Origin of the sequence: Imbroritus primus (assembly GCF_964332355.1) — a bacterium.
Classification (GTDB): domain Bacteria; phylum Pseudomonadota; class Gammaproteobacteria; order Burkholderiales; family Burkholderiaceae; genus Imbroritus; species Imbroritus primus.
Window position 1 is genome coordinate 1264144 of the sequence record NZ_OZ201293.1, and the last position, 23737, is coordinate 1287880.

The 23737-nt window shown below is 62.6% G+C and carries 19 protein-coding genes; 17 read left to right on the plus strand and 2 right to left on the minus strand.

Annotated elements, in window-relative coordinates; translation table 11 throughout:
* Positions 1-60 precede the first annotated feature (60 nt).
* The 6 genes from prpE (at position 61) to ACQ3C8_RS05855 (ending at position 8528) form a co-directional block, all read left to right on the plus strand.
* On the plus strand, positions 61-1956 hold the full coding sequence (prpE, locus tag ACQ3C8_RS05830; protein ID WP_428852798.1) for a propionate--CoA ligase: 1896 nt from the start codon (positions 61-63) through the stop codon (positions 1954-1956).
* Positions 1957-2255: 299 nt separating this feature from the next.
* Positions 2256-3407, plus strand: a complete 1152-nt coding sequence (gene carA / locus ACQ3C8_RS05835; RefSeq protein ID WP_009522406.1) for a glutamine-hydrolyzing carbamoyl-phosphate synthase small subunit — start codon at positions 2256-2258, stop codon at positions 3405-3407.
* 42 nt (positions 3408-3449) lie between these two features.
* Positions 3450-4121 carry a leucine efflux protein LeuE gene (gene leuE / locus ACQ3C8_RS05840; RefSeq protein ID WP_428852799.1) on the plus strand — a complete coding sequence of 224 codons (672 nt, stop codon included), beginning with the start codon at positions 3450-3452 and terminating at the stop codon, positions 4119-4121.
* Between the two features lie 16 nt (positions 4122-4137).
* Positions 4138-7377 carry a carbamoyl-phosphate synthase large subunit gene (carB, locus tag ACQ3C8_RS05845; protein WP_428852800.1) on the plus strand — a complete coding sequence of 1080 codons (3240 nt, stop codon included), beginning with the start codon at positions 4138-4140 and terminating at the stop codon, positions 7375-7377.
* Between the two features lie 204 nt (positions 7378-7581).
* Positions 7582-8058, plus strand: coding sequence for a transcription elongation factor GreA (gene greA / locus ACQ3C8_RS05850; protein WP_009522409.1), 477 nt, complete (start codon positions 7582-7584; stop codon positions 8056-8058).
* A gap of 2 nt (positions 8059-8060) precedes the next feature.
* Positions 8061-8528, plus strand: coding sequence for a DUF4149 domain-containing protein (locus ACQ3C8_RS05855; RefSeq protein ID WP_050981070.1), 468 nt, complete (start codon positions 8061-8063; stop codon positions 8526-8528).
* Between the two features lie 86 nt (positions 8529-8614).
* On the opposite strand, the gene ACQ3C8_RS05860 is transcribed toward ACQ3C8_RS05855, so the two are convergent.
* A complete protein-coding gene (locus ACQ3C8_RS05860) occupies positions 8615-9115 on the minus strand; it encodes a YhbY family RNA-binding protein (protein ID WP_009522411.1) in 501 nt (166 codons plus the stop codon).
* A 169-nt stretch (positions 9116-9284) separates the two neighbouring features.
* Between ACQ3C8_RS05860 and ACQ3C8_RS05865 the strand changes: the two genes are divergently transcribed.
* The 11 genes from ACQ3C8_RS05865 (at position 9285) to phoR (ending at position 21526) form a co-directional block, all read left to right on the plus strand.
* Positions 9285-9959: an RlmE family RNA methyltransferase gene (locus ACQ3C8_RS05865; RefSeq protein ID WP_428852801.1), complete on the plus strand. Its 675-nt coding sequence runs from the start codon at positions 9285-9287 to the stop codon at positions 9957-9959.
* 138 nt (positions 9960-10097) lie between these two features.
* Positions 10098-11984: an ATP-dependent zinc metalloprotease FtsH gene (gene ftsH / locus ACQ3C8_RS05870; protein ID WP_428852802.1), complete on the plus strand. Its 1887-nt coding sequence runs from the start codon at positions 10098-10100 to the stop codon at positions 11982-11984.
* 197 nt (positions 11985-12181) lie between these two features.
* Positions 12182-13033: a dihydropteroate synthase gene (gene folP / locus ACQ3C8_RS05875; protein WP_428852803.1), complete on the plus strand. Its 852-nt coding sequence runs from the start codon at positions 12182-12184 to the stop codon at positions 13031-13033.
* A 55-nt stretch (positions 13034-13088) separates the two neighbouring features.
* Positions 13089-14429, plus strand: coding sequence for a phosphoglucosamine mutase (gene glmM / locus ACQ3C8_RS05880; RefSeq protein WP_428852804.1), 1341 nt, complete (start codon positions 13089-13091; stop codon positions 14427-14429).
* Between the two features lie 353 nt (positions 14430-14782).
* Positions 14783-15814, plus strand: coding sequence for a phosphate ABC transporter substrate-binding protein PstS (gene pstS, locus ACQ3C8_RS05885; RefSeq protein ID WP_428852805.1), 1032 nt, complete (start codon positions 14783-14785; stop codon positions 15812-15814).
* 79 nt (positions 15815-15893) lie between these two features.
* On the plus strand, positions 15894-16859 hold the full coding sequence (gene pstC / locus ACQ3C8_RS05890) for a phosphate ABC transporter permease PstC (protein ID WP_428852806.1): 966 nt from the start codon (positions 15894-15896) through the stop codon (positions 16857-16859).
* The gene (pstA, locus tag ACQ3C8_RS05895) at positions 16856-17767 is read left to right on the plus strand and encodes a phosphate ABC transporter permease PstA (protein WP_428852807.1); all 912 of its coding nucleotides are present in this window, start codon (positions 16856-16858) and stop codon (positions 17765-17767) included. Before pstC ends, pstA begins: the two co-directional genes overlap by 4 nt.
* Positions 17768-17805: 38 nt before the next feature.
* On the plus strand, positions 17806-18594 hold the full coding sequence (gene pstB / locus ACQ3C8_RS05900; protein ID WP_009522419.1) for a phosphate ABC transporter ATP-binding protein PstB: 789 nt from the start codon (positions 17806-17808) through the stop codon (positions 18592-18594).
* 13 nt (positions 18595-18607) lie between these two features.
* Positions 18608-19312: a phosphate signaling complex protein PhoU gene (gene phoU, locus ACQ3C8_RS05905; protein WP_009522420.1), complete on the plus strand. Its 705-nt coding sequence runs from the start codon at positions 18608-18610 to the stop codon at positions 19310-19312.
* A 21-nt stretch (positions 19313-19333) separates the two neighbouring features.
* Entirely contained in the window at positions 19334-20044 is a 711-nt protein-coding gene (phoB, locus tag ACQ3C8_RS05910; RefSeq protein WP_009522421.1) for a phosphate regulon transcriptional regulator PhoB, read from the plus strand.
* Between the two features lie 156 nt (positions 20045-20200).
* Complete coding sequence (gene phoR / locus ACQ3C8_RS05915; RefSeq protein WP_428852808.1) at positions 20201-21526, plus strand: phosphate regulon sensor histidine kinase PhoR; 1326 nt, start codon at positions 20201-20203, stop codon at positions 21524-21526.
* Between the two features lie 97 nt (positions 21527-21623).
* Here phoR and ppk1 read toward each other — a convergent pair whose 3' ends face one another.
* Positions 21624-23714 (minus strand): polyphosphate kinase 1, encoded by a 2091-nt coding sequence (ppk1, locus tag ACQ3C8_RS05920; RefSeq protein ID WP_428852809.1) that lies wholly within the window; start codon positions 23712-23714, stop codon positions 21624-21626.
* Between the last annotated feature and the right edge of the window lie 23 nt (positions 23715-23737).

A 23737-nucleotide genomic window follows, 5' to 3' on the forward strand; every position in this document is an offset into this window, starting at 1 on the left:
CTCCCAACACAATTGCCGGGTGTGGCTTTGCGCCATGCACCAGGCAGGAGGAGACCCGCAATGCCGCGTTACGAGGACTTCTATCGCCATTCGATCGAGCAGCCCGAAGCGTTCTGGGCGGATCAGGCCAAGCTGATCGACTGGCATGAGCCCTGGACCGAGGTTCTGGACACGACCCGGTCGCCTTTTACGCGGTGGTTTTCCGGCGGCCGCACCAATCTGTGCCACAACGCGGTCGATCGCCATCTTGCGGAACGCGCAGCGCAACCGGCGCTTATCTACATTTCCACCGAAACCGGCATCGAGCGTACGTACACGTATGCGGAACTGCATGCCGAGGTGGTGCGCATGGCTGCCATCATGCAGGGTCTTGGCGTACAGCGTGGCGATCGGGTGTTGATCTACATGCCCATGATTGCCGAAGCAGCCTTCGCCATGCTGGCCTGTACGCGTATCGGGGCGATTCATTCGGTGGTATTCGGTGGGTTTGCGTCGGTGAGCCTGGCATCGCGCATCGACGATGCAGCACCCAAGCTCATTGTCAGCGCCGATGCGGGGTCGCGCGGTGGCAAGGTGGTAGCGTACAAGCCCTTGCTGGACGAGGCGCTGCAGCGCGCAGCGCATCAGCCCGAGCACGTGCTCCTGGTGGACCGGGGGCTGGCGCCCATGGCGCATGTGCCGGGGCGCGATGTCGACTACGCCGGGGCCCGCGTTCAGGTTGCCAATGCCGATGTGCCGTGCGTCTGGCTCGAGTCCAACGAACCCTCGTATATCCTCTATACCTCCGGCACCACCGGCAAGCCCAAGGGCGTGCAGCGCGATACCGGCGGCTATGCAGTTGCCCTCGCCGCATCGATGCGCCACATCTTCGGCGGGCAGCCGGGCGATACGATGTTCACCACGTCCGATATCGGCTGGGTGGTGGGACATAGCTACATCATCTACGGGCCGCTGCTGGCCGGCATGGCCACGGTAATGTACGAAGGCACGCCGCTGCGTCCGGATGCCGCGGTCTGGTGGCGCATCGTCGAGCAGTACAAGGTCAATCTCATGTTCAGCGCGCCCACGGCGATCCGTGTGCTGAAAAAGCAGGATCCGGCGCTGCTCAAGCGCCATGACCTGTCGTCGCTGCGGACCTTGTTCCTGGCTGGCGAGCCGCTCGACGAACCGACCGGCCGCTGGATCCACGAGGCCATCGGCAAGCCGGTGGTCGACAACTACTGGCAGACGGAAACCGGTTGGCCCATGCTGGCGCTGGCGCGTGGCGTGGAAGACCTGCCCGGCAAGTTCGGGTCGCCAGGCCTGCCGGTCTATGGCTTCAAGCTGGACGTGCTGGACGAACTGACGGGCGAGCCTTGCGCAGTTGGCCAGAAGGGCGTGCTGACGCTGGCTGCGCCGCTGCCGCCGGGCTGCATGTCGAGCATCTGGAACAACGATGCGCGCTTCGTCGATACCTACTGGTCGGCATTTCCCGGCCGTCAGCTGTATTCGAGTTTCGACTGGGGCATGCGTGACGAGGACGGCTACGTGTACATCCTGGGGCGTACCGACGATGTCATCAACGTCGCCGGCCACCGGCTGGGCACACGCGAGATCGAAGAGAGCCTCAGTTCCCATGCCGCCGTGGCCGAGGTGGCGGTGGTCGGCGTCGAGGACAAGATCAAGGGGCAGGCTGCCATCGCGTTTGCCATTGTGCGCGACGCCGCGCGCGTCGCCACGACCGAGGGCCGGCTCGCGCTTGAGGGCGAACTGATGAAGACGGTGGAAGGCCAGCTCGGCGCAGTCGCGCGGCCGGCGCGCATCTATTTCGTCAACGCGTTGCCGAAGACCCGTTCGGGCAAGCTGCTGCGGCGCGCCATGCAAGCCGTGGCGGAAGGGCGTGATCCTGGTGATCTCACGACCATCGAGGACCCGACGGCGCTGGATCAGGTGCGTGGTGCTTTGAGCGGCACATAACGGGCGGCAAAAGGGTGGACGGTGAGGGCGGACATCGGTCTGCGCCGTTGAAGAAAAAGCGCTCTCAGGGTATAATCGTCAGGTTTAAGTTCAGAAACCCATCACCCTAGCGCCTACCGCAATCTACCTTCCGCCTGCCGACCCGGTTTTCGTCATTTTTGCCTGTTTTGCGCCTATTCTGTGTGCATGCGGGCCGCACGAAAACGGCGTCATCCGCCCGGCTGTCCTGCCGCGGATGTGAAGGTCGGCTTCCAGGCGTGAGCGGAGCGGCAGCAGGGTGAACCATGCAGGAGCTACCCGTGTTGCCGTCTTTACCCCCAGCCATTCTCGCGCTTGCAGACGGCACGGTCTTTCGTGGCTATTCCATCGGTGCGTCCGGTCATACGATCGGCGAAGTGGTGTTCAACACCGCACTGACCGGGTATCAGGAAATCCTGACCGACCCGAGCTATTCCCGCCAGATCGTGACCCTGACCTACCCGCACATCGGGAATGTCGGCGTGAATGGCGAGGACATCGAAGCCACCAAAGTCCATGCCGCCGGCCTGATCATCCGCGACCTGCCGATCCTGGCCTCCAATTTCCGCAAGGAACACACGCTGGCCCACTATCTCAAGCAGGAGAAAGTGGTGGCCATTGCCGGCATCGATACCCGCAAGCTGACACGCCTGCTGCGCGAGAAAGGTGCGCAGAACGGCTGCATTCTCTCCGGCGAGGACAATGTCCAGAAGGCCATCGACCTGGCCCGTTCGTTCCCTGGCCTGGCGGGCATGGATCTCGCCAAGGTCGTGTCGGTGACCGAGCCGTACGAATGGACGCAGCGCGAATGGGCGCTCGACAAGGGTGACGGCGCACCGGGCTACCGCACGCTGACGGAGCCGCGTTTCCACGTGGTGGCCTATGACTACGGCGTGAAGTTCAACATCCTGCGCATGCTGGCCGAGCGCGGCTGCAAGGTCACCGTGCTGCCGGCACAGGCCACGGCCGCCGACGCGCTGGCGCTCAATCCGGACGGCATCTTCCTGTCGAACGGCCCTGGCGATCCGGAGCCGTGCGACTACGCCATCCGCGCCACGGCCGAGCTGATCGAGAAAGGGATTCCGACCTTCGGCATCTGCCTCGGACACCAGATCATGGGCCTGGCCTCGGGCGCCAAGACTGTGAAGATGGCCTGTGGTCACCATGGCGCCAACCATCCGGTGAAAGACCTGGATGATGGCCGCGTGGTGATCACCTCGCAGAACCACGGCTTTGCCGTCGATACCGATAGCCTGCCTGCCAACCTGCGCGCCACGCATGTGTCGCTGTTCGACGGCACGCTGCAGGGCATGGTCCGTACCGACCGCCCGGCGTTCAGCTTCCAGGGCCACCCGGAAGCCTCGCCTGGTCCGCACGACATTGCCTACCTGTTCGACCGCTTCACTGCGATGATGGCGGAGGTGCGGAAGTAAGGCACGCCGCGAGACGGCGCGCCTGATTCACGGAGAACTGCAATGAATGCCCTGATGAGCACGTTCGGCATCACCGATTTCTGGACCTTTCTGCTGGGCACGATTGTCATCGTGCTACTGCCGGGCCCGAATTCGCTGTACGTGCTCAGTGTGGCGGCGCAACGCGGTGTGGCGGCAGGGTATCGTGGCGCGTGCGGGGTGTTTCTCGGCGATGCGATCCTGATGCTGCTGTCGGCGGGCGGCGTGGCTTCGCTGCTCAAGACGAGCCCCGAGCTGTTCTACGTGGTGAAGTACATCGGTGCGGCGTACCTGGCCTGGATCGGCCTGCAGATGCTGCGTGGCGCGTGGCGTAACTGGCGCGAACGCGGTGTGCTGACCCCGGTGGAAGCCCCCCCGCAACGCGAGGACTTGCTGCAGCCGTTCCGCAAGGCGCTGCTGGTCAGCCTGCTGAATCCGAAGGCGATCCTGTTTTTCGTGTCGTTCTTCATCCAGTTCGTCGACCCGGCCTATGCGCATCCGGTCCTGTCGTTTGCCATCCTCGGAGTGGCGTGCGAACTGGTCAGCGCGACCTACCTGACGGTCGTGATTTTTCTCGGCGCACGCCTGGCGGACCATTTCCGCCGCCGCCGCGCGCTGTCCGCGGGCCTCGGAGGCGGGGTCGGCACACTGTTTATCGGCTTTGGCGCCAAACTGGCGACGGCCACACTGAATTGAAATTAGAGAGAGCGTAATGCCAAAACGCACAGACATTCAAAGCGTTCTGATCATTGGAGCCGGCCCGATCATCATCGGCCAGGCCTGTGAGTTCGATTACTCCGGCGCGCAGGCCTGCAAGGCGCTGCGCGAGGAAGGCTACAAGGTCATCCTGGTGAATTCCAACCCGGCGACCATCATGACCGACCCGAACACGGCGGACGTGACGTACATCGAGCCGATCACCTGGGAAGTGGTGGAGTCGATCATCGCCAAGGAGCGTCCGGACGCCATCCTGCCGACCATGGGCGGCCAGACCGCGCTGAACTGTGCACTCGACCTGCATCGCCATGGCGTGCTCGCCAAGTACAACGTCGAGCTGATCGGCGCGTCGCCGGAAGCCATCGACAAGGCCGAAGACCGCCAGAAGTTCAAGGATGCGATGACCAAGATCGGTCTCGGTTCGGCCAAGTCCGGCATTGCGCATTCGATGGAAGATGCGCTGGCCGTGCAGGTACGCATCGCCGAGGAAACCGGTACCAGCGGTTATCCGATCGTGATCCGCCCGTCATTCACGCTGGGCGGCACGGGTGGCGGTATTGCCTACAACCGCGAAGAATTTGAAGAGATCTGCAAGCGCGGTCTCGACCTGTCGCCGACGCGCGAACTGCTGATCGAAGAATCGCTGCTCGGCTGGAAAGAGTACGAGATGGAAGTGGTGCGCGACAAGGCGGACAACTGCATCATCGTCTGCTCGATCGAAAACCTTGACCCGATGGGCGTGCACACCGGCGACTCGATCACCGTCGCGCCGGCCCAGACGCTGACCGACAAGGAATACCAGATCCTGCGCAATGCCTCGCTGGCCGTGCTGCGCGAGATCGGCGTCGATACCGGTGGTTCGAACGTGCAGTTCTCGATCAACCCCAAAGACGGCCGCATGATCGTCATCGAGATGAACCCGCGCGTGTCGCGTTCGTCCGCGCTGGCATCGAAGGCCACGGGTTTCCCGATCGCCAAGGTCGCGGCCAAGCTGGCCGTGGGCTACACGCTCGACGAGTTGCGCAACGAGATTACCGGCGGCCAGACCCCGGCCTCGTTCGAGCCGAGCATCGACTATGTCGTGACCAAGATCCCGCGTTTCGCCTTCGAGAAATTCCCGCAGGCCGACAGCCATCTGACCACGCAGATGAAGTCGGTGGGCGAGGTGATGGCCATCGGCCGCACCTTCCAGGAGTCGTTCCAGAAGGCCCTGCGCGGCCTGGAAGTCGGCGTGGACGGTCTCGATGAAAAGACCACCGACCGCGACGAGATCGTCGAGGAAATCGGCGAGCCGGGTCCGGACCGCATCTGGTATCTCGGTGATGCCTTCCGTCTCGGCATGTCGATCGAAGAAGTCTATGCCGAAACGTCCATCGATCCGTGGTTCCTCGCGCAGATCGAGGAGATCATCAAGCTGGAAAAGACGCTGGCGACGCGCAAGCTTGACAGCCTGTCGAAGGACGAACTGCGCTTCCTCAAGCAGAAGGGCTTTTCCGATCGTCGCCTCGCCAAGCTGATGTCCGCCAAGGCAGACGACGTGCGCGCGCTGCGCAAGCAGCTCGACGTGCGCCCCGTGTACAAGCGTGTGGATACCTGCGCCGCCGAGTTTGCCACCAACACTGCCTACATGTACTCGACCTACGAGGACGAGTGCGAGGCCGCGCCGACCGACAAGAAGAAGATCATGGTGCTGGGCGGCGGCCCGAACCGGATCGGACAGGGCATCGAGTTCGACTACTGCTGCGTGCACGCGGCACTCGCGCTGCGCGAGGATGGCTATGAAACCATCATGGTCAACTGCAACCCGGAAACCGTGTCGACCGACTACGACACCTCCGACCGCCTGTACTTCGAGCCGCTGACGCTCGAGGACGTGCTGGAGATCGTCGAGAAAGAAAAACCGGTTGGCGTGATCGTGCAGTACGGCGGCCAGACACCGCTGAAGCTGGCGCTGGATCTCGAGCGCAACGGTGTGCCGATCATCGGCACCAGCCCTGACATGATCGATGCCGCGGAAGACCGCGAGCGCTTCCAGAAGCTGCTGCACACCCTCAACCTGCGCCAGCCGCCGAACCGCACTGCGCGGACCGAAGAAGAGGCGCTGACGCTGGCTGCCGAGATCGGTTATCCGCTGGTGGTACGTCCGTCGTACGTGCTGGGTGGCCGCGCCATGGAAATCGTGCACGAACCGCGCGACCTCGAGCGCTATATGCGCGAGGCCGTGAAGGTGTCGCACGATTCGCCGGTGCTGCTCGACCGCTTCCTGAACGATGCCATCGAATGCGACGTGGATTGCATCTCGGACGGCAAGCGCGTGTTCATCGGCGGCGTGATGCAGCACATCGAACAGGCCGGCGTACACTCGGGCGACTCTGCCTGTTCGCTCCCGCCGTACTCGCTGTCGCCGGAAACCGTCGCCGAGCTCAAGCGCCAGACGACCGAAATGGCCAAGGCGCTGAATGTGGTGGGCCTGATGAACGTGCAGTTCGCCATCCAGCAGAATGATGGCAAGGACACCGTGTACGTGCTCGAAGTGAACCCGCGTGCATCGCGGACCGTGCCGTACGTGTCCAAGGCCACCAGCCTCTCGCTGGCGAAGATCGCCGCGCGCTGCATGGCCGGTCAGTCGCTGGACGAGCAGGGCATTGCGAACGAAGTCGTGCCACCGTACTACAGCGTCAAGGAAGCCGTGTTCCCGTTCAACAAGTTCCCGGGCGTTGATCCGGTGCTCGGACCGGAAATGCGCTCCACTGGCGAAGTCATGGGCGTGGGCCGTACCTTTGGCGAAGCGCTGTTCAAGAGCCAGCTGGCTGCCGGTTCGCGCCTGCCCGAGTCAGGCACGGTGCTGCTGACCGTCAAGGACAGCGACAAGCCGATGGCCGTGGAAGTGGCACGCATGCTGCACGAGATGGGCTATACCCTGGTCGCCACGCGCGGCACGGCGTCGGCCATCGAGGCGGCTGGCGTACCGGTGCGCGTGGTCAACAAGGTCAAGGATGGCCGTCCGCACATCGTCGACATGATCAAGAACGGCGAACTGGCACTCGTGTTCACGACGGTCGACGAAACACGTGGCGCGATTGCCGATTCGCGTTCGATCCGTACTTCGGCGCTGGCCAACCGCGTAACCTACTACACCACGATGGCCGGCGCACGCGCCGCCGTGGAAGGCCTGAAGCACCTGCAGAACATGGAGGTCTATGACCTGCAGGGCTTGCACGCTTCGCTGCAGTAAGGTCCAATACGCTCCAGGAAGGCGAATGTCCGCTGCACCCGCTCCATGCATCATGGGCGGGTGTGCGGCCCTTGCCTTGAATCTGGCCGGGAAATTGGCCTAAACTACGTCATAACCCATCAGTCAAACTGACAGCCGCGGTTGAGCGGATTGCGCACAGTGCGCGTCACGCTCCGCTGCGGCTCATTTTTTTGTCGAGAGACTATGAGCACTATTCCCATTACCACGCGTGGCGCCGAGATGTTGCGCGAGGAACTGCACCGTCTGAAGGCCGTGGAACGGCCGAATGTGATCAACGCGATTTCCGAGGCGCGCGCACAGGGTGACTTGTCGGAGAACGCCGAGTACGATGCCGCGAAGGAAAAACAGGCTTTTATCGAAGGCCGTATCCTGGAGATCGAGGCCAAGCTGTCGGCCGCGCAAGTCATCGACCCGAGCCAGCTCGATACCGACGGCCGCATCGTGTTTGGCGCGACGGTGGAACTGGAAGACCTCGAATCGGGCAAAGCCGTCACCTACCAGATCGTCGGCGACGACGAGGCCGATCTGGAAAGCGGCAAGATTTCTGTCAGCTCGCCGATCGCACGCGCGCTGATCGGCAAGTTCGAAGGCGATGTCGCCACCGTCGTGGCGCCCGCTGGGGACCGCGAGTACGAAGTCCTGGCCGTCAAATACCTCTGATGATGCCGCACCGCGTTTCCCTGCTGCTTGCGACCGTCTGGGCGGGCAGCCTCTGGACCATCGGTTACCTGGTGGCGCCGACGCTGTTTGCCGTGCTCGATGATCGCCAGGTGGCTGGCATGATCGCGGGACGACTGTTCCGCGCCGAGGCGATCCTCAGCGTGGTGTGTGGCGTGCTGCTGTTGGCGCTGGCCAATCTGCTTGTGCGCCGAGGCGAGGCATCGTACCGCGCGGTGCGCTGGGTCGTCCTCGGCATGCTGCTGTGTACGCTGGTGGGCTATTTCGGCGTCCAGCCGTTCATGGAAGTGCTGCGGAACAAGGCCGAGGCCATGGGCGTGGCGGTGTCGGAGTCGCCATACAAGACGCAGTTCGGCATGCTGCACGGTGTGTCTGGCAGTATCTACCTGCTGCAAAGCTTGCTGGGAATTGTGCTGATCTGGCGTTTGGGCGCACGCCCCGGACGCCTCTGAGAACTTTCTGACGACCGTCCGGCAAGGTACTGGATAGATCCGGGTGATGCAAAGCGGGAGCGGGGCCAAAGCCCCGCTTTTCCGTGTCAGGACAGGGCTTTCTTCTTCTGGCTGACGGGGCGGGCCTTGGCGCGCTTGACGGTGCCGGCCTTGGTAATGCGTTCGTTGCCGAGCACGGTGACCTTGGACGGCTTGGGCGGGCGCGTGGTGCCGCTGCTTTTCTTGCGCACTAGCACGGTACGGATGCCGGCGCCGCGAATCGCTTCAGTGGCGGTGTCGGCGCGCTTGTCGCGGTTTTCGCGCAGCACGGGCGAGCCGGAGCGCCAGATCACCAGCAGCTTGCCGATATGCTGGACCGGCGCGGCATTGAGCGTGTCGCAAATTTCCTCGTACATGGCGATGCGCACATCGCGGTCATCGCCGAAGACACGGATCTTGATCAGGTCGTGCGCGCTCAGGCTGCGGTCGATTTCGAGCAGGACGGCACGCGTCAGGCCTTCGCTGCCGACCATGACGAGCGGATGCAGGGCATGGGCGCGGGAGCGGAGTTCCGACCGTTGGGCGGGAGTGAGGTGTTGTGCGGGCATGAATCTTCGAGAAAACAGGGTTGGCGCGTATTATCCGCCAAGTTGACCGGCTCGGGCGGAAAACCGGCAAGAATCCCCGGAATCGCTGAACTCTGCCAGAACGGCCGGGCAGAATACGGGTACAGGGGCCAGGCAAGGCTCTGGTAGCAAATGCAACATGGCGAACGCAATGGCAAAAGGCAAATCCAAGAACAAGTTCAACCAGTCGTGGCTGCACGACCATATGAACGATCCCTACGTCAAGCTGGCGCAGCGCGAAGGCTATCGTGCGCGCGCAGCCTATAAGCTCAAGGAGATCGATGAGCAGGACAAGCTCATTCATCCAGGCCAGGTCATCGTCGACCTGGGTGCCGCGCCGGGCAGCTGGAGCCAATACGCGCGTAACAAGCTGGCGGACTCCCCGCGGGCCAAGGATGGGCGCATCGACGGCGCGATCATCGCCATCGACCTGCTGCCGATGGAGCCGGTCGCCGATGTTACCTTTATCCAGGGCGATTTCCGTGACGATGCAGTGTACCGGCAGCTGGAAGAAACCGTGCTGGCCGCGTCAGGTGGAAGCAAGGTAGACCTTGTATTGTCAGACATGGCCCCCAATTTATCCGGTGTCGAGGCGGCCGATGCGGCGCGCATCGAGCACATCTGCGAGCTGGCCCTGGAATTTGCGCAGGCCCATTTGAAACCGGACGGAGCATTGCTGGTCAAATGTTTTCACGGTAGCGGCTACAGCCAGATCGTGAAGCGTTTCAAGGACCAGTTCAAGGTGGTGGCGCCCCGCAAGCCCAAGGCCTCCCGCGACAAGTCGTCCGAGACGTTCATTCTCGGGCGATACCTGAAGACCCCCTGACAGGCCGCTGGCCGGCGATAGGGATTGGCTCTGGGCCTCATTGATACGTTCAAACAGGCCAGGCAGCCGCGCGGGGCCGCGGTGCATTACAATGAAGGCATTCCGTGCCAAGGCATTTACGGTTAAAGGAGTTCGGCCTTGAATAACAACTGGTTTCAAAAGGCGGCAATCTGGCTCGTGATCGCGCTGGTATTGTTCACCGTCTTCAAACAGTTCGACAAGCCGCGCGCGCAGGAAAGTGTGACGTATTCGCAATTCATGGACGATGCGAAGAACGGCAAGGTCCAGCGTGTCGACGTGCAGGGTCGGAATCTGGTCGTGACCCCGAACGACGGCAACCGTTACACCATCATCTCCCCCGGCGACATCTGGATGGTGGGCGATCTGATGAAATATGGCGTCCAGGTCACCGGCAAGGCTGAAGAAGAGCCGAACATGCTGGTGTCGGCCCTGTATTACCTCGGCCCGACCCTGCTGATCCTGGTGTTCTGGTTCTACATGATGCGCCAGATGCAAGGTGGCGGCAAAGGCGGCGCTTTCTCATTCGGCAAGTCGCGTGCACGCCTGCTCGATGAAAACACCAATTCGGTCACCTTCCAGGATGTCGCCGGCTGCGACGAAGCCAAGGAAGAAGTGGTCGAGCTGGTCGACTTCCTGAAAGACCCGCAGAAATTCCAGAAACTCGGTGGCCGCATTCCGCGCGGCGTGCTGCTGGTCGGCCCTCCGGGCACCGGCAAGACGCTGCTCGCACGTGCCATCGCCGGTGAAGCGAAGGTCCCGTTCTTCAGCATTTCCGGCTCGGACTTCGTGGAGATGTTCGTCGGCGTGGGCGCGGCCCGCATGCGCGACATGTTCGAGAATGCCAAGAAGCAGGCACCATGCATCATCTTCATCGATGAAATCGACGCCGTGGGCCGTCATCGCGGCGGCGGCATGGGCGGTGGCAACGACGAGCGCGAACAGACGCTGAACCAGATGCTGGTCGAGATGGACGGCTTCGAGGCGAACTCGGGTGTGATCGTGATCGCCGCGACCAACCGCGCCGATGTGCTCGACAAGGCGCTGCTGCGTCCGGGCCGCTTCGACCGCCAGGTCTATGTGGGCCTGCCGGACATCCGTGGCCGCGAGCAGATCCTCAAGGTGCACATGCGCAAGGTGCCGATTGGCAATGACGTCGATGCATCGGTGCTGGCGCGCGGCACGCCCGGCTTCTCGGGTGCCGATCTCGCCAACCTGATCAACGAGGCCGCGCTCTTCGCCGCCCGCCGCAACAAGCGCGTGGTCGACATGCAGGACTTCGAGGATGCCAAGGACAAGATCTACATGGGTCCGGAGCGCCGCTCGGCTGTCATGCGCGAGGACGAGCGCAAGGCCACGGCCTACCACGAGGCAGGACACGCCGTGGTGGCCAAGCTGCTGCCGAACGCCGATCCGGTGCACAAGGTCACTATCATGCCGCGCGGCTGGGCACTGGGCGTGACGTGGCAGTTGCCCGAGCATGACAAGTACTCGAAGTACAAGAACAACATGCTCGACGAAATCGCCATCCTGTTCGGCGGCCGGGCCGCGGAAGAGGTGTTCCTCGACAAGATGAGCACCGGGGCGTCCAACGACTTCGAGCGCGCCACCAAGCTGGCCCGCGACATGGTCACGCGCTTTGGCATGAGCGATGTGCTGGGCACCATGGTGTATGTGGATACGGAGCAGGACAGCCTGTTCGGCAAGATGTCCTCCAAGACTGTGTCCGAAGTGACCCAGCAAAAGGTCGATGCGGAAATTCGCAGCATCCTCGATGGCCAGTACGCACTGGCCAAGAAGTTGCTGGAGGAGAGCCGCGACAAGGTCGAGGTGATGGTCAAGGCCCTCATGGACTGGGAGACCATCGATGCCGAACAGGTCAACGACATCATGGCGGGCAAGCCGCCGCGTCCGCCGCGTGGTGCCAGCAGCGCCGGCCCGAGCGATGCGCCGCCGGGCGGCGGTACGCCGAGCCCAGTGACGCCACCGGCGCCTGCGACTGCCTGATGCAGGGCTGAGCGACGGGGGGCGAAGAGTTCGATGGCTTGCTTCCTGGCTGGCACCTGCCATATCAAAGCCGACGCTTCTGCGTCGGCTTTTTTTTGGCATCGTTTTTCGTGCCGGATTTCGCTATCCTTGAGGCCTTGCGGCCGAAATCCGGTCCGCCTCTCTACAAAATTCTCAGCTAGAACCTGAATCCAACGATGTTCCAGTGTGGCCGATTCGATTTCACATCCCGCCAGCGACCGCTGGTGATGGGTATTCTCAACGTCACGCCCGATTCATTCTCGGACGGCGGGCAGCATGACACGCTCGACGCCGCGCGGCGCCGCGCCGACCAGATGGTGGCGGAGGGCGCCGACATCATCGACATTGGCGGTGAGTCGACCCGGCCCGGCAGCCCGCGCGTGCCGCTGCAACAGGAGCTGGACCGCGTCCTGCCCGTGGTCGAGGCGCTGCGTGATTGTGGTGCGGCGCTGTCCGTCGATACCTACAAGCCGGACGTCATGCGCGCCGTCCTGCGCACTGGGGCGGACATGATCAACGACATCTGGGGCTTCCGCCAGCCAGGGGCGGTGGAGGCCGTGGCTGGGCCGGAAGCCGGCCGCGCCGCGCTGTGCGTGATGCACATGCAGGGCGATCCAGAAACCATGCAGAAGGATCCGCACTACGACGACGTGGTGGGCGAGGTGCATGATTTCCTGCAGGCGCAGGTCGAGACGCTGCAGGCTGCGGGCGTGGAGCGCGCGCGCATCGTGCTCGATCCGGGCTTCGGCTTCGGCAAGACGTCGGCGCACAATCTCGCCTTGCTGAACCGTTTGCCGGCCTGTGCGCCGGCTGGGTATCCGATCCTGGTTGGCATGTCGCGCAAGTCCATGCTCGGCGCCGTCACCGGACGCGATGCGGCAGGGCGCCTGCACGGCAGCCTCGCCGCTGCGCTGATTGCCGTGGAGCGTGGTGCGGCGGTGGTACGGGTGCATGATGTGGCGGCGACCGTGGACGTGCTGCGCGTCTCGTGGGCGGTGCGCCAGGAAAATGCCAAAGCCGATTACTGACAAGAAAATCAAAATCGCCGGCGTATCCTATTCGCTGGTGCAAGCAAGGGAAATCATGTCCAGAAAATACTTCGGAACCGATGGGGTGCGCGGACGGGTCGGCGAGGCACCGATCACGCCGGATTTTGTCATGCGTCTTGGTTATGCCGCCGGCAAGGTGCTGGCCCAGGGCAAGGCCGCCAATGGCCGGCCGACCGTGCTGATCGGCAAGGACACGCGTATCTCCGGTTATATGCTGGAAGCTGCGCTGGAGGCAGGCTTTACTGCCGCTGGCGTGGATGTGCTGCTGACCGGCCCATTGCCCACGCCGGGCGTCGCCTATCTGACGCGGGCGCTACGCCTGTCGGCTGGCGTGGTGCTGTCGGCCAGCCACAATCCCTTCTACGACAATGGCATCAAGTTTTTCTCCGCCCAAGGTGACAAGCTCCCCGATGCCGTGGAGCTGGCCATCGAGGCGGAGATCGATGCGCCCATGACCTATGTGCCGTCCGAAGCCCTCGGCCGTGCGCGCCGCATCGAGGATGCGGCAGGGCGCTACATCGAGTTCTGCAAGAGCACCTTTCCCACGCGTCTCGACCTGCGTGGCATGAAGATCGTCGTCGATTGCGCGCATGGTGCGTCGTATCACATCGCACCGCATGTCTTCCATGAACTGGGCGCGGAAGTGATCGCCATCGGCAACCAGCCGAATGGCCTGAACATCAACGATGGCTACGGCGCGACCGATCCGGACAACCTGATTCTCGCCGTGCGCGCCAATCATGCCGACATCGGCCTGGCCTTCGACGGTGATGCCGACCGGCTGCAGGTGGTCGATGCCACCGGCCGGCTGTATAACGGGGACGAGCTGCTGTATGCGTTGGTGCTTGACCGCCTGGCAAATGGCGAACACGTGCCGGGCGCGGTTGGCACGCTAATGACCAACATGGCCGTCGAGCTGGCGCTCAAACGGCGTGGCATCGAGTTTGTGCGGGCCAAGGTGGGCGACCGTTACGTGCTGGAAGAGCTGGCGGCGCGCGGCTGGCTGCTGGGCGGCGAAGGCTCGGGTCACCTGCTGTGCCTCGACAAGCACAGCACCGGCGATGGCATTATCTCCGCACTGCAGGTGTTGACGGCGATCCGCCGTGGCGGTCAGCCGCTGGCGGACCTGATCGCGGATGTACGGCTGTTTCCGCAGACGCTCATCAATGTGCGTGTCGAGAAGGGTTTCGACTGGCAGTCCCATGCCGGTCTCAAGGCCGCACGTGCCGAGGTGGAGCAGGAGCTCGATGGCAAGGGCCGGGTCCTGATCCGGCCGTCCGGCACCGAGCCGGTGGTGCGCGTCATGGTCGAGGCTGAGCAGCCCGAACTGGCGCAGCGTTGTGCCGAACGTCTCGCGACTGTCATGAAATCATGATGGCCGGGTGGCGCGGGCATCATGTTCGTGCCACCCCGGCTATCCTTCCCCGCTATTCACCAAGCTGAGCCCGCACGGCTCATCGGCTGTCGATACCCGCCGCCGCCGTCGATGGCGGTGTACTCCCGTCCGCCTTCCACGCTCCTTTCCCCCGTTCCAGCCAGGTTTCCACGGCATTCCGCCTATGCCCGCATTCCTCCGGGGCTTTGTCCCGTAGGTGATCCGCGCCGTCTTTCACGGTGCTTTCGGCAGTCTTCCAAGTAAATTTCGTGTTGTCACTGATCTGTCATATTGAGGGCATACAGTTCGATATGTCAAAAATCTGTCATGCCACAACGTGTCTTGGAGGACATATGAAACTGGTAAAAACGACGGTCGCAGGTCTGGTGTCCCTGGCGGTCATGGGTGCTGCATTCGCAGCTGAAGTCACTGGCGCAGGCGCTTCGTTCCCGGCCCCGGTCTACTCGAAGTGGGCTGAAGGCTACCAGAAAGCCACTGGCAACAAGGTCAATTATCAATCCATCGGTTCGTCGGGCGGCCTGCGCCAGATCAACGCCAAGACCGTGGATTTCGGCGCTTCCGATGCGCCGCTGAAGGATGACGAGCTGAACAAGTCCGGCCTGGTGCAATTCCCGACTGTGATCGGTGGCGTGGTGCCGGTGGTGAACATTCCCGGTATCAAGCCGGGCGAGCTGACCATGACTGGTCCGGTGCTGGCCGATATCTTCCTGGGCAAGATCAAGAAATGGAACGATCCGGCCATCCAGTCGCTGAACCCGAAGGCCAAGCTGCCGGCTCAGGACATTCTGGTGGTGCGCCGTGCCGACGGTTCGGGCACGACCTTCATCTTTACCAACTACCTCTCGAAGGTCAGCGAGGAGTGGAAGAGCAAGGTGGGCGAGGGTAACAGCGTGAACTGGCCGACCGGCACGGGCGGCAAGGGCAACGAAGGCGTGTCGGCCTTCGTACAGCGCCTGGGCGGTGCCATCGGCTACGTGGAATACGCTTACGCCAAGCAGAACAAGATGGCGCACATGACCATGAAGAACGCTGATGGCGCAGTGGTTTCGCCGAGCGAAGAGTCGTTCAAGGCTGCTGCGGCTGGCGCCGACTGGAAGAAGACCTATTATCAGGTTCTGACCAACCAGCCCGGCAAGGCTGCCTGGCCGATCACCAACGCAACGTTCATCCTGATGCACCAGAAGCAGGATAAGCCGGAACAGGCTGCCGAAGCCCTCAAGTTCTTCGAGTGGGCCTACAGCAACGGCGGCAAGATGGCCAGCGACCTCGACTATGTGCCGCTGCCGACGTCGGTGATCAACCAGATCCGCGCCACCTGGAAGGCCAACATCAAGGACGCATCGGGCAAGCCGGTCCTGAACTGATCGACTGACTTTCCGATAATGTGCTTGACCGCCCGCCCACGCTTCCGTGGACGGGCGGCATCGACAGGTAGCCACCGTTATGACATCCATGTCTGAATCAACGGGTGTACGCGCCCCCAGTGCCGCAGGCGATATTCTGTTCGGCGGACTGACGCGGATTGCCGCACTGATCACCCTGCTGTTGCTGGGTGGCATCATCATCTCCCTGATCATCAGCTCCTGGCCGACCATCGAGCGTTTCGGTCCCAGTTTCCTGTGGACCGCCGAATGGAATCCGCCTGCTGACATCTACGGTGCATTGATCCCGATCTATGGGACCATCGTCACTTCGCTCATCGCCCTGATTATCGCGGTGCCTGTCAGCTTCGGCATCGCCCTGTTCCTGACCGAGCTGTCCCCGGCCTGGCTGCGCCGCCCGCTTGGTACCGCCATCGAACTCCTCGCCGCCGTGCCCTCGATCGTGTATGGCATGTGGGGCCTGCTGGTGTTCTCCCCGATCTTCAGCAAGTACTTCCAGACACCGCTGGCCGCCACGGTCGGCCAGCTGCCGGTGATCGGCAAGCTGTTCCAGGGCGCGCCGCTCGGTATCGGCCTGCTGGCCGCCGGCGTGATCCTCGCGATCATGATCATCCCCTATATCGCCTCTGTGATGCGCGACGTCTTCGAGGTGACGCCCGTGCTGTTGAAGGAGTCGGCCTACGGCATCGGCTGCACGACCTGGGAAGTGATGTGGAACGTTGTGCTGCCGTACACCAAGGCCGGCGTCATCGGCGGCATCATGCTCGGCCTGGGCCGGGCACTCGGCGAGACGATGGCGGTGACTTTCGTCATTGGCAACACCAATTTCCTCAACGATGCTTCGCTGTTTTCGCCAGGCAACAGCATTACGTCAGCACTGGCGAATGAATTCGCCGAGGCTGGCCCCGGCCTGCATACCTCGGCGCTGATGGAGCTCGGCCTGATCCTGTTCCTGATCACCTTTGTCGTACTGGCGCTGTCCAAGCTGCTGTTGCTGCGCCTCGCCAAGGCGGAGGGTGGAAAATGAGTTCGAATCCCACTGTCACCATGAATGACTCCGCCATGCCTGCCGTCCATCCCGAATCCGGTGCACTGCGCACCCGCCTGCAGGCACGCCGGCGTAACGTCAACCGGGTGGCACTGACGCTGTCGATTGCCGCAATGTTGTTCGGCTTGTTCTGGCTTGCGTGGATCCTCTGGACCACGATCTCGCTGGGGATCGGTGGCTTGTCCATTGACCTGTTCACAAAAATGACGCCCGCGCCGAACACGGCGGGTGGCGGCCTTGCCAATGCCATCTTCGGCAGCCTGGTGATGGTGGCGATGGCCACGCTGATCGGCACGCCACTTGGTATCCTGGCCGGCATCTACCTGGCCGAATATGGACAGAAATCGCCGCTGGCCAGCTTCATTCGCTTCATCAACGATATTCTGCTGTCCGCACCGTCCATCGTCATCGGTTTGTTCGTGTATGCCGTGGTGGTAACGCGCATGGGTAATTTCTCTGGCTGGGCGGGCATCTGTGCGCTGGCGCTGCTGCAGATTCCGGTGGTCGTGCGAACCACGGAGAACATGCTGCACCTGGTACCGAACGCCATGCGTGAAGCGGCGTTCGCGTTGGGCACGCCGAAGTGGAAGATGGTGCTGTCCATCACCATGAAGGCTTCGTATGCCGGCATCATCACCGGCGTACTGCTGGCGGTGGCGCGCATCTCAGGCGAAACCGCGCCGCTGCTGTTCACCTCGCTGTCGAACCAGTTCTGGAGCATGGACCTGGGCAAGCCGATGGCCAACCTGCCGGTGACCATCTATTCCTTCGCGATGAGCCCGTTCGTCGAATGGCAGCAGCTGGCCTGGGCCGGCGTGTTCCTGATCACGCTCGGGGTGCTGGGCCTGAATATTCTGGCCCGCACGCTGTTCAAGACGCGCACCTGAGCGCCAGCCCACGATCCGAATTTGAAGCGAGAATCATAATGACCGCGACTGTGATTGATATTCCTGAAGATGTGCGTACCAAGATCGATGTGCGCAACCTCAATTTCTACTACGGCAAGTTCCATGCGCTGAAGAACGTCAACCTGTCGATTCCCGACCGCAAGGTGACGGCCTTCATTGGCCCCTCGGGTTGTGGCAAGTCGACGCTGCTGCGTACCTTCAACAAGATGTATGCGCTGTACCCGGAGCAGCGGGCGGAAGGTGAGATCAACATGGATGGCGAGAACCTGCTGACGTCCAAGCAGGACATCGCACTGCTGCGCGCCAAGGTCGGCATGGTATTCCAGAAGCCGACGCCGTTTCCGATGTCGATCTACGACAATATCGCGTTCGGTGTGCGCCTGTTCGAAAAGCTGTCGCGTTCGGAAATGGACGATCGTGTGGAATGGGCGCTGACGAAGGCCGCGCTGTGGACCGAAGCCAAGGACAAGCTGCACCAGTCCGGCTACGGCCTGTCCGGCGGCCAGCAGCAGCGCCTGTGCATCGCGCGCGGCATCGCTATCCGCCCCGAAGTGCTGCTGCTCGATGAGCCGTGTTCGGCGCTCGACCCGATCTCCACTGGCAAGATCGAAGAACTGATCGCCGAGCTGAAGAACGACTACACCGTGGTGATCGTCACCCACAACATGCAGCAGGCGGCGCGCTGCTCCGACTACACCGCTTACATGTACCTGGGCGAGTTGATGGAGTTTGGCGAAACCGAGAAGATCTTCATCAAGCCGTCCCGCAAGGAAACGGAAGACTACATTACCGGTCGCTTTGGCTGACCAGGAGAACATCATGTCCGACAAGCACTTGTCCACGCAGTTTGATGCCGACCTGAATGCAATCTGCACCAAGCTCCTGCAGATGGGTGGGCTGGTCGAAGCCCAGGTGGCAACCGCCATGCGCGCGCTGACCGAATTCGATGCGACCCTGATCGAGCAGGTGATCAAGCGCGAGAACGATCTCAATGCCCTGGAAATCGAGATCGACGGCGACTGCAACAACATCATCGCCCGCCGCCAGCCGACGGCGCGCGATCTGCGCCTGATCATGGCGATTTCCAAGTCGATTACCAACCTCGAGCGCGCCGGCGACGAGGCCGAGAAGATCGCCAAGCGCACCAAGCGCATCATGGAAGACCATGCCGCGCATGCCATCAACTATTCCGAGGTCAAGCTGGCCGGGCAGATGGCCACCAATCTGCTGCGTAACGCCCTTGACGCCTTTGCGCGCCTGGACACCGTGGCGGCTGCGCAGATCGTCCGTGAGGACAAGGCCATCGACGAGGAATTCCGCGCGTTTGTGCGTAAACTGGTGACGTACATGGTGGAAGATCCGCGTACCATCTCGGTCGGGTTGGATTTCCTGTTCGTTGCCAAGGCGGTCGAGCGGATCGGCGACCATGCCAAGAATATCGCAGAGTTTATTATCTATATCGTCAAGGGCACCGACGTGCGCCATATCTCCCGCGAGGAGATGGAACGCGAGGCCCTCAAGTGAGCGAGGTGTCTGGAGAAACCTATGCCAAGTAGCATTCTGGTGGTTGAGGATGAGCCGGCGATTGCCGAGCTGATTGCGGTGAACCTGCAGCACGCAGGCCACTATCCCATCCGTGCCTATAATGCCGAGCAGGCTACGGCGCTGATGAGCGATGTCCTGCCGGACCTGGTATTGCTCGACTGGATGCTGCCGGGCAAATCGGGCGTGGCCTTCGCCAAGGACCTGCGCGCCAACGAGCGCACCAAGCAGATTCCGATCATCATGCTGACCGCTCGCAGCGAGGAACAGGACAAGGTCATGGGGCTGGAGGCTGGCGCCGACGATTACGTGACCAAGCCGTTTTCCCCCAAGGAATTGCTGGCGCGCATCAAGGCCGTACTGCGCCGCCGCGCGCCGCAGCTGACCGATGATGTGGTGGTGGTCAGCGGCCTGCGCCTGGATCCCGCCACGCACCGCGTGATGGCGAACCAGGACGCGAGCGACAATGCCATCCGCGTCGAACTCGGCCCGACCGAGTTCCGCCTGCTGCATTTCCTCATGACGCACCCTGAGCGGGTGCACAGCCGCTCGCAACTGCTGGACCAGGTGTGGGGCGATCACGTGTTCGTCGAAGAGCGTACGGTCGACGTGCATATCAAGCGGCTGCGCGCCGCACTGGCGCCTGCCGGCTACAGCAACATGATCGAGACGGTGCGTGGCAGCGGTTATCGGCTTGCCAGGTCGCCGGAATAGAGTGCCGAGGCTGTGGGTCGGCACCTGACGACCGGTACGCCGTCCACCCCGAAGAAAGCCGCGCACATTGCCGCAACATGCGACAATGACTGCGCGGCTTCTTGATTGAGCGATCCGAATTCCAGCGATCCAAATAGCGACCTGACACGGTGCTGCATGAACGTCATCTGGGCCCGCATGGCCGTCATTTTTTCACTGTTGCTGCTGGTGGTCGGCGGCCTGTACCTGTTCGTCGGTCACCTGTCGGCGGTGGTGGTGCTGCTGGTGTTCCTGCTGGCGGTCCTGGCGTACTATGTCTATCAGGTCCAGCGCCTGTGGCGCGTGCTGGATGCTCCCGCCTACGGCGAAATCCCGAGTGCGCTCGGTCTCTGGGGCGAGGTGTATTACCGCCTGCACCGGCTGGTCAAGCGCTGGCGTATGCAGGTATTGCAGGTGGAGCAGCAGCATTTGCGTTTCATCCAGGCCATGCAGGCATCGCCGAATGGCGTGCTGATGCTCGACGACAACGACCAGATCGAATGGTGCAACGCCGTCGCAGAAGCGCACTTCGGCCTGAATGCCAAGCGCGACATCCGCCAGCGCATTACGCATCTGGTCAGGCATCCGGGGTTCGTTAAGTACATGTCGCTGCATCATTTCGATGAGCCTCTGGTCATCCGCGATGCTGGGGCCTACAAGCAGAATGTCATCGAGGTCGAGGTTTTCCCATATGGCGAGAACCGCAAGCTGCTGCTCTCGCACGACATTACCAAGCTCGAGAATACCGAAGCCATGCGTCGCGACTTTGTCGCCAACGTGTCGCATGAGCTGAAGACGCCGCTGACGGTGTTGACCGGATTCCTTGAGACGGTGCGCGATCTGCCGCTGTCCGCGGAGGACCGGGCGCGCTATCTTGAACTGATGCATGGCCAGTCGATGCGCATGCAGCACATTGTGGAAGACCTGCTGGCCCTGGCCAAGCTGGAAGGCGACTCGGAAGCGCCGCCGATGGACACGGTGCCGATGGCGCGTGTCATGCTACAGCTCCAGCACGATGCGGAAGCCTTGTCCGGCGGCAGGCACATCATCGAGGTGACCTGCATGCCGGGGATTAACGTGCGCGGTGCGGAGATGGAGCTGCTGTCGGCGTTCGGCAATCTGGTCTCGAACGCAATCCGCTATACGCCCGAGGGTGAGCGCGTGCATCTGACCTTGCGGCGCGAGGGGGACCGCGCCGTGTTCGAGGTTGCCGATACGGGGCTGGGCATCGAAGCCGAGCATATCCCGCGCCTGACGGAGCGTTTCTACCGTGTCGACCGCAGCCGTTCGCGCGATACGGGTGGTACCGGCCTCGGTCTTGCCATCGTCAAGCATGTGGTGTCGCGCCACCAGGGCGAGTTCGAGGTGCGCAGCGAAGTGGGGCGGGGCAGCCAGTTCATCATCCGCTTTCCGTCCGAGCGCAGTCTGATCGAATCGGACGGTACGCCTCGGGCCGCAGCCTGATTCTTGCTGCTGGCCTGTCCTGCCATGTGCGCATGGCTACCGCTTTGCGACGCCGTATCCGGACCATCGGCGATGAATGGTCCGGTTTCCCCGATGATCAGCCCGGCTGGCCGCTGAAGCGTGCCAGCAGCTCCTGCTGGCTGACATGGCGGACCTTGCTCTTCGAACGCTTGCGGCGGTAGCTGCCATCGTTTTGCATGATCCACGCCGAGGCGTTGTCGCGCAGGTGGATCTGCAGGCTTTCACGAATGACCCGTGCCTTCAGGCTCTTGTCCAGCACCGGAAAGGCGACTTCCACGCGGCGGAACAGGTTGCGGTCCATCCAGTCGGCACTGGAGAGGTAGACGGTTTCCTTGCCTTCGGCATGGAAGTAGTACACCCGATGGTGCTCCAGGAAACGCCCGATGATCGAGCGTACGTGAATGTTGTCCGACAGGCCCGGCACGCCCGGCCGCAACGCGCAGACGCCGCGCACGATCAGGTCGATGCGCACGCCGGCACGCGAGGCCTTGTACAGCTCGTCGATGATGGTTGGCTCGAGCAGGGCATTCATCTTGGCGATGATGCGGGCGCGCTTGCCGGCGCGCGCGGCACGGGCTTCGGCGCGGATGTGGTCGATCAGGTTTGGATGCATCGTGAAGGGCGAGTGCCACAGGTGATGCAGCTTGACCTGGCCGCCGGTACTGGTCATCAGGTGGAAGACGTTGTGCACGTCCTCGCAGATCTGCTCATTGGCGGTCATCAGTCCGAAGTCGGTGTACAGACGGGCGGTGCGGGGGTGGTAATTGCCGGTGCCGAGATGCGCATAGCGACGCAGTTGTACCCGACGATGTTTTGCACCGCTCAGTTCGCGGCGTACGATCAGCAGCATCTTGGCATGGCACTTGTGGCCGACCACACCGTACACCACATGCGCCCCCGCGGATTCGAGCCGCTCCGCCCAGTTGATATTGGTTTCCTCATCGAAGCGCGCCAGCAATTCGACTACCACTGTCACTTCCTTGCCGTTCTGCGCTGCCTTGATCAACGCCTCCATGACCGGCGAGTCATTGCCGGTGCGGTACACCGTCTGCTTGATGGCCATCACGTCGGGGTCGCGGGCTGCCTGCTGCAGCAGCTCCAGCACGGACGAAAAGCTTTCGTACGGATGGTGCAGGAGAATGTCGCCGCTGCGGATCACATCGAAGACATTGCTCGATGCCGCCATGGCCTTGACCGGCGCGGGCACGAGCGGCGCATACTTGAGCGAGGGATTGTCGACCAGGTCAGCCACCTGCATCAGCCGCACCAGGTTGACGGGACCGTGGACGCGATAGCAGTCGCTCTCCTGCAGGCCGAATTCGACCAGCAGTCGCCGCGTCAGAGCTGGCGGGGTTTCGGCGGATACCTCGAGCCGCACGGCGTCGCCGAAGTGGCGGGCCGGCAGTTCACCCTGCAGGGCCTCGCGCAGGTCGGTGATGTCGTCATCCGAGACAAACAGGTCGGAGTTGCGCGTGACGCGGAACTGGTAGCAGCCCCGCACCGAGATCTGGGGAAACAGCTCGTGCACAAAGCCCTGGATGAGCGAGGTCAACAGGACGAAACCGTGGGGGTGGCCCGACAGGGCCTCCGGCATGCGCAGCAGGCGCGGCAGCGAGCGCGGCGCCTGGACGATGGCCAGTTCTGCCTCGCGGCCGAAGGCATCCTTGCCGGACAGTTCGAGAATAAAGTTCAGGCTCTTGTTGAGCACGCGCGGGAAGGGGTGGGCCGGATCCAGCGCCATGGGCGTCAGCACCGGCAGCAGGTCCTGCTGGAAGACGCTGCGCGCCCACGCACGCTGCTCCTCGGTCCAGCTGTCGGTGAGGTGGATGTATACTCCGGCCTTCTCCAGCAGGGGCATGACCGTATGGGTCAGCATCCTGTACTGCTCCGCCACCAGCGCGCTGGCCCGTTCGCTGACCATCTGCAGCGCCTGCTGGACCGACATGCCATCGGGCGTCAGGCCCGACGGATTGTCGCGCAGTTGCTCCTTGAGACCTGCCACGCGGATCTCGAAGAATTCGTCGAGGTTGCTGGATACGATGCAGATGAATTTCAGCCGCTCCAGCGCCGGAACATCGGCGTCTGCGGCCTGCGCCAGGACGCGCGCATTGAATTCGAGCAGGCCGATTTCACGATTGAGCAGACTGTCAGCGGAGGGCATCGACATGATGGCGGTTTTCTTATGTAATA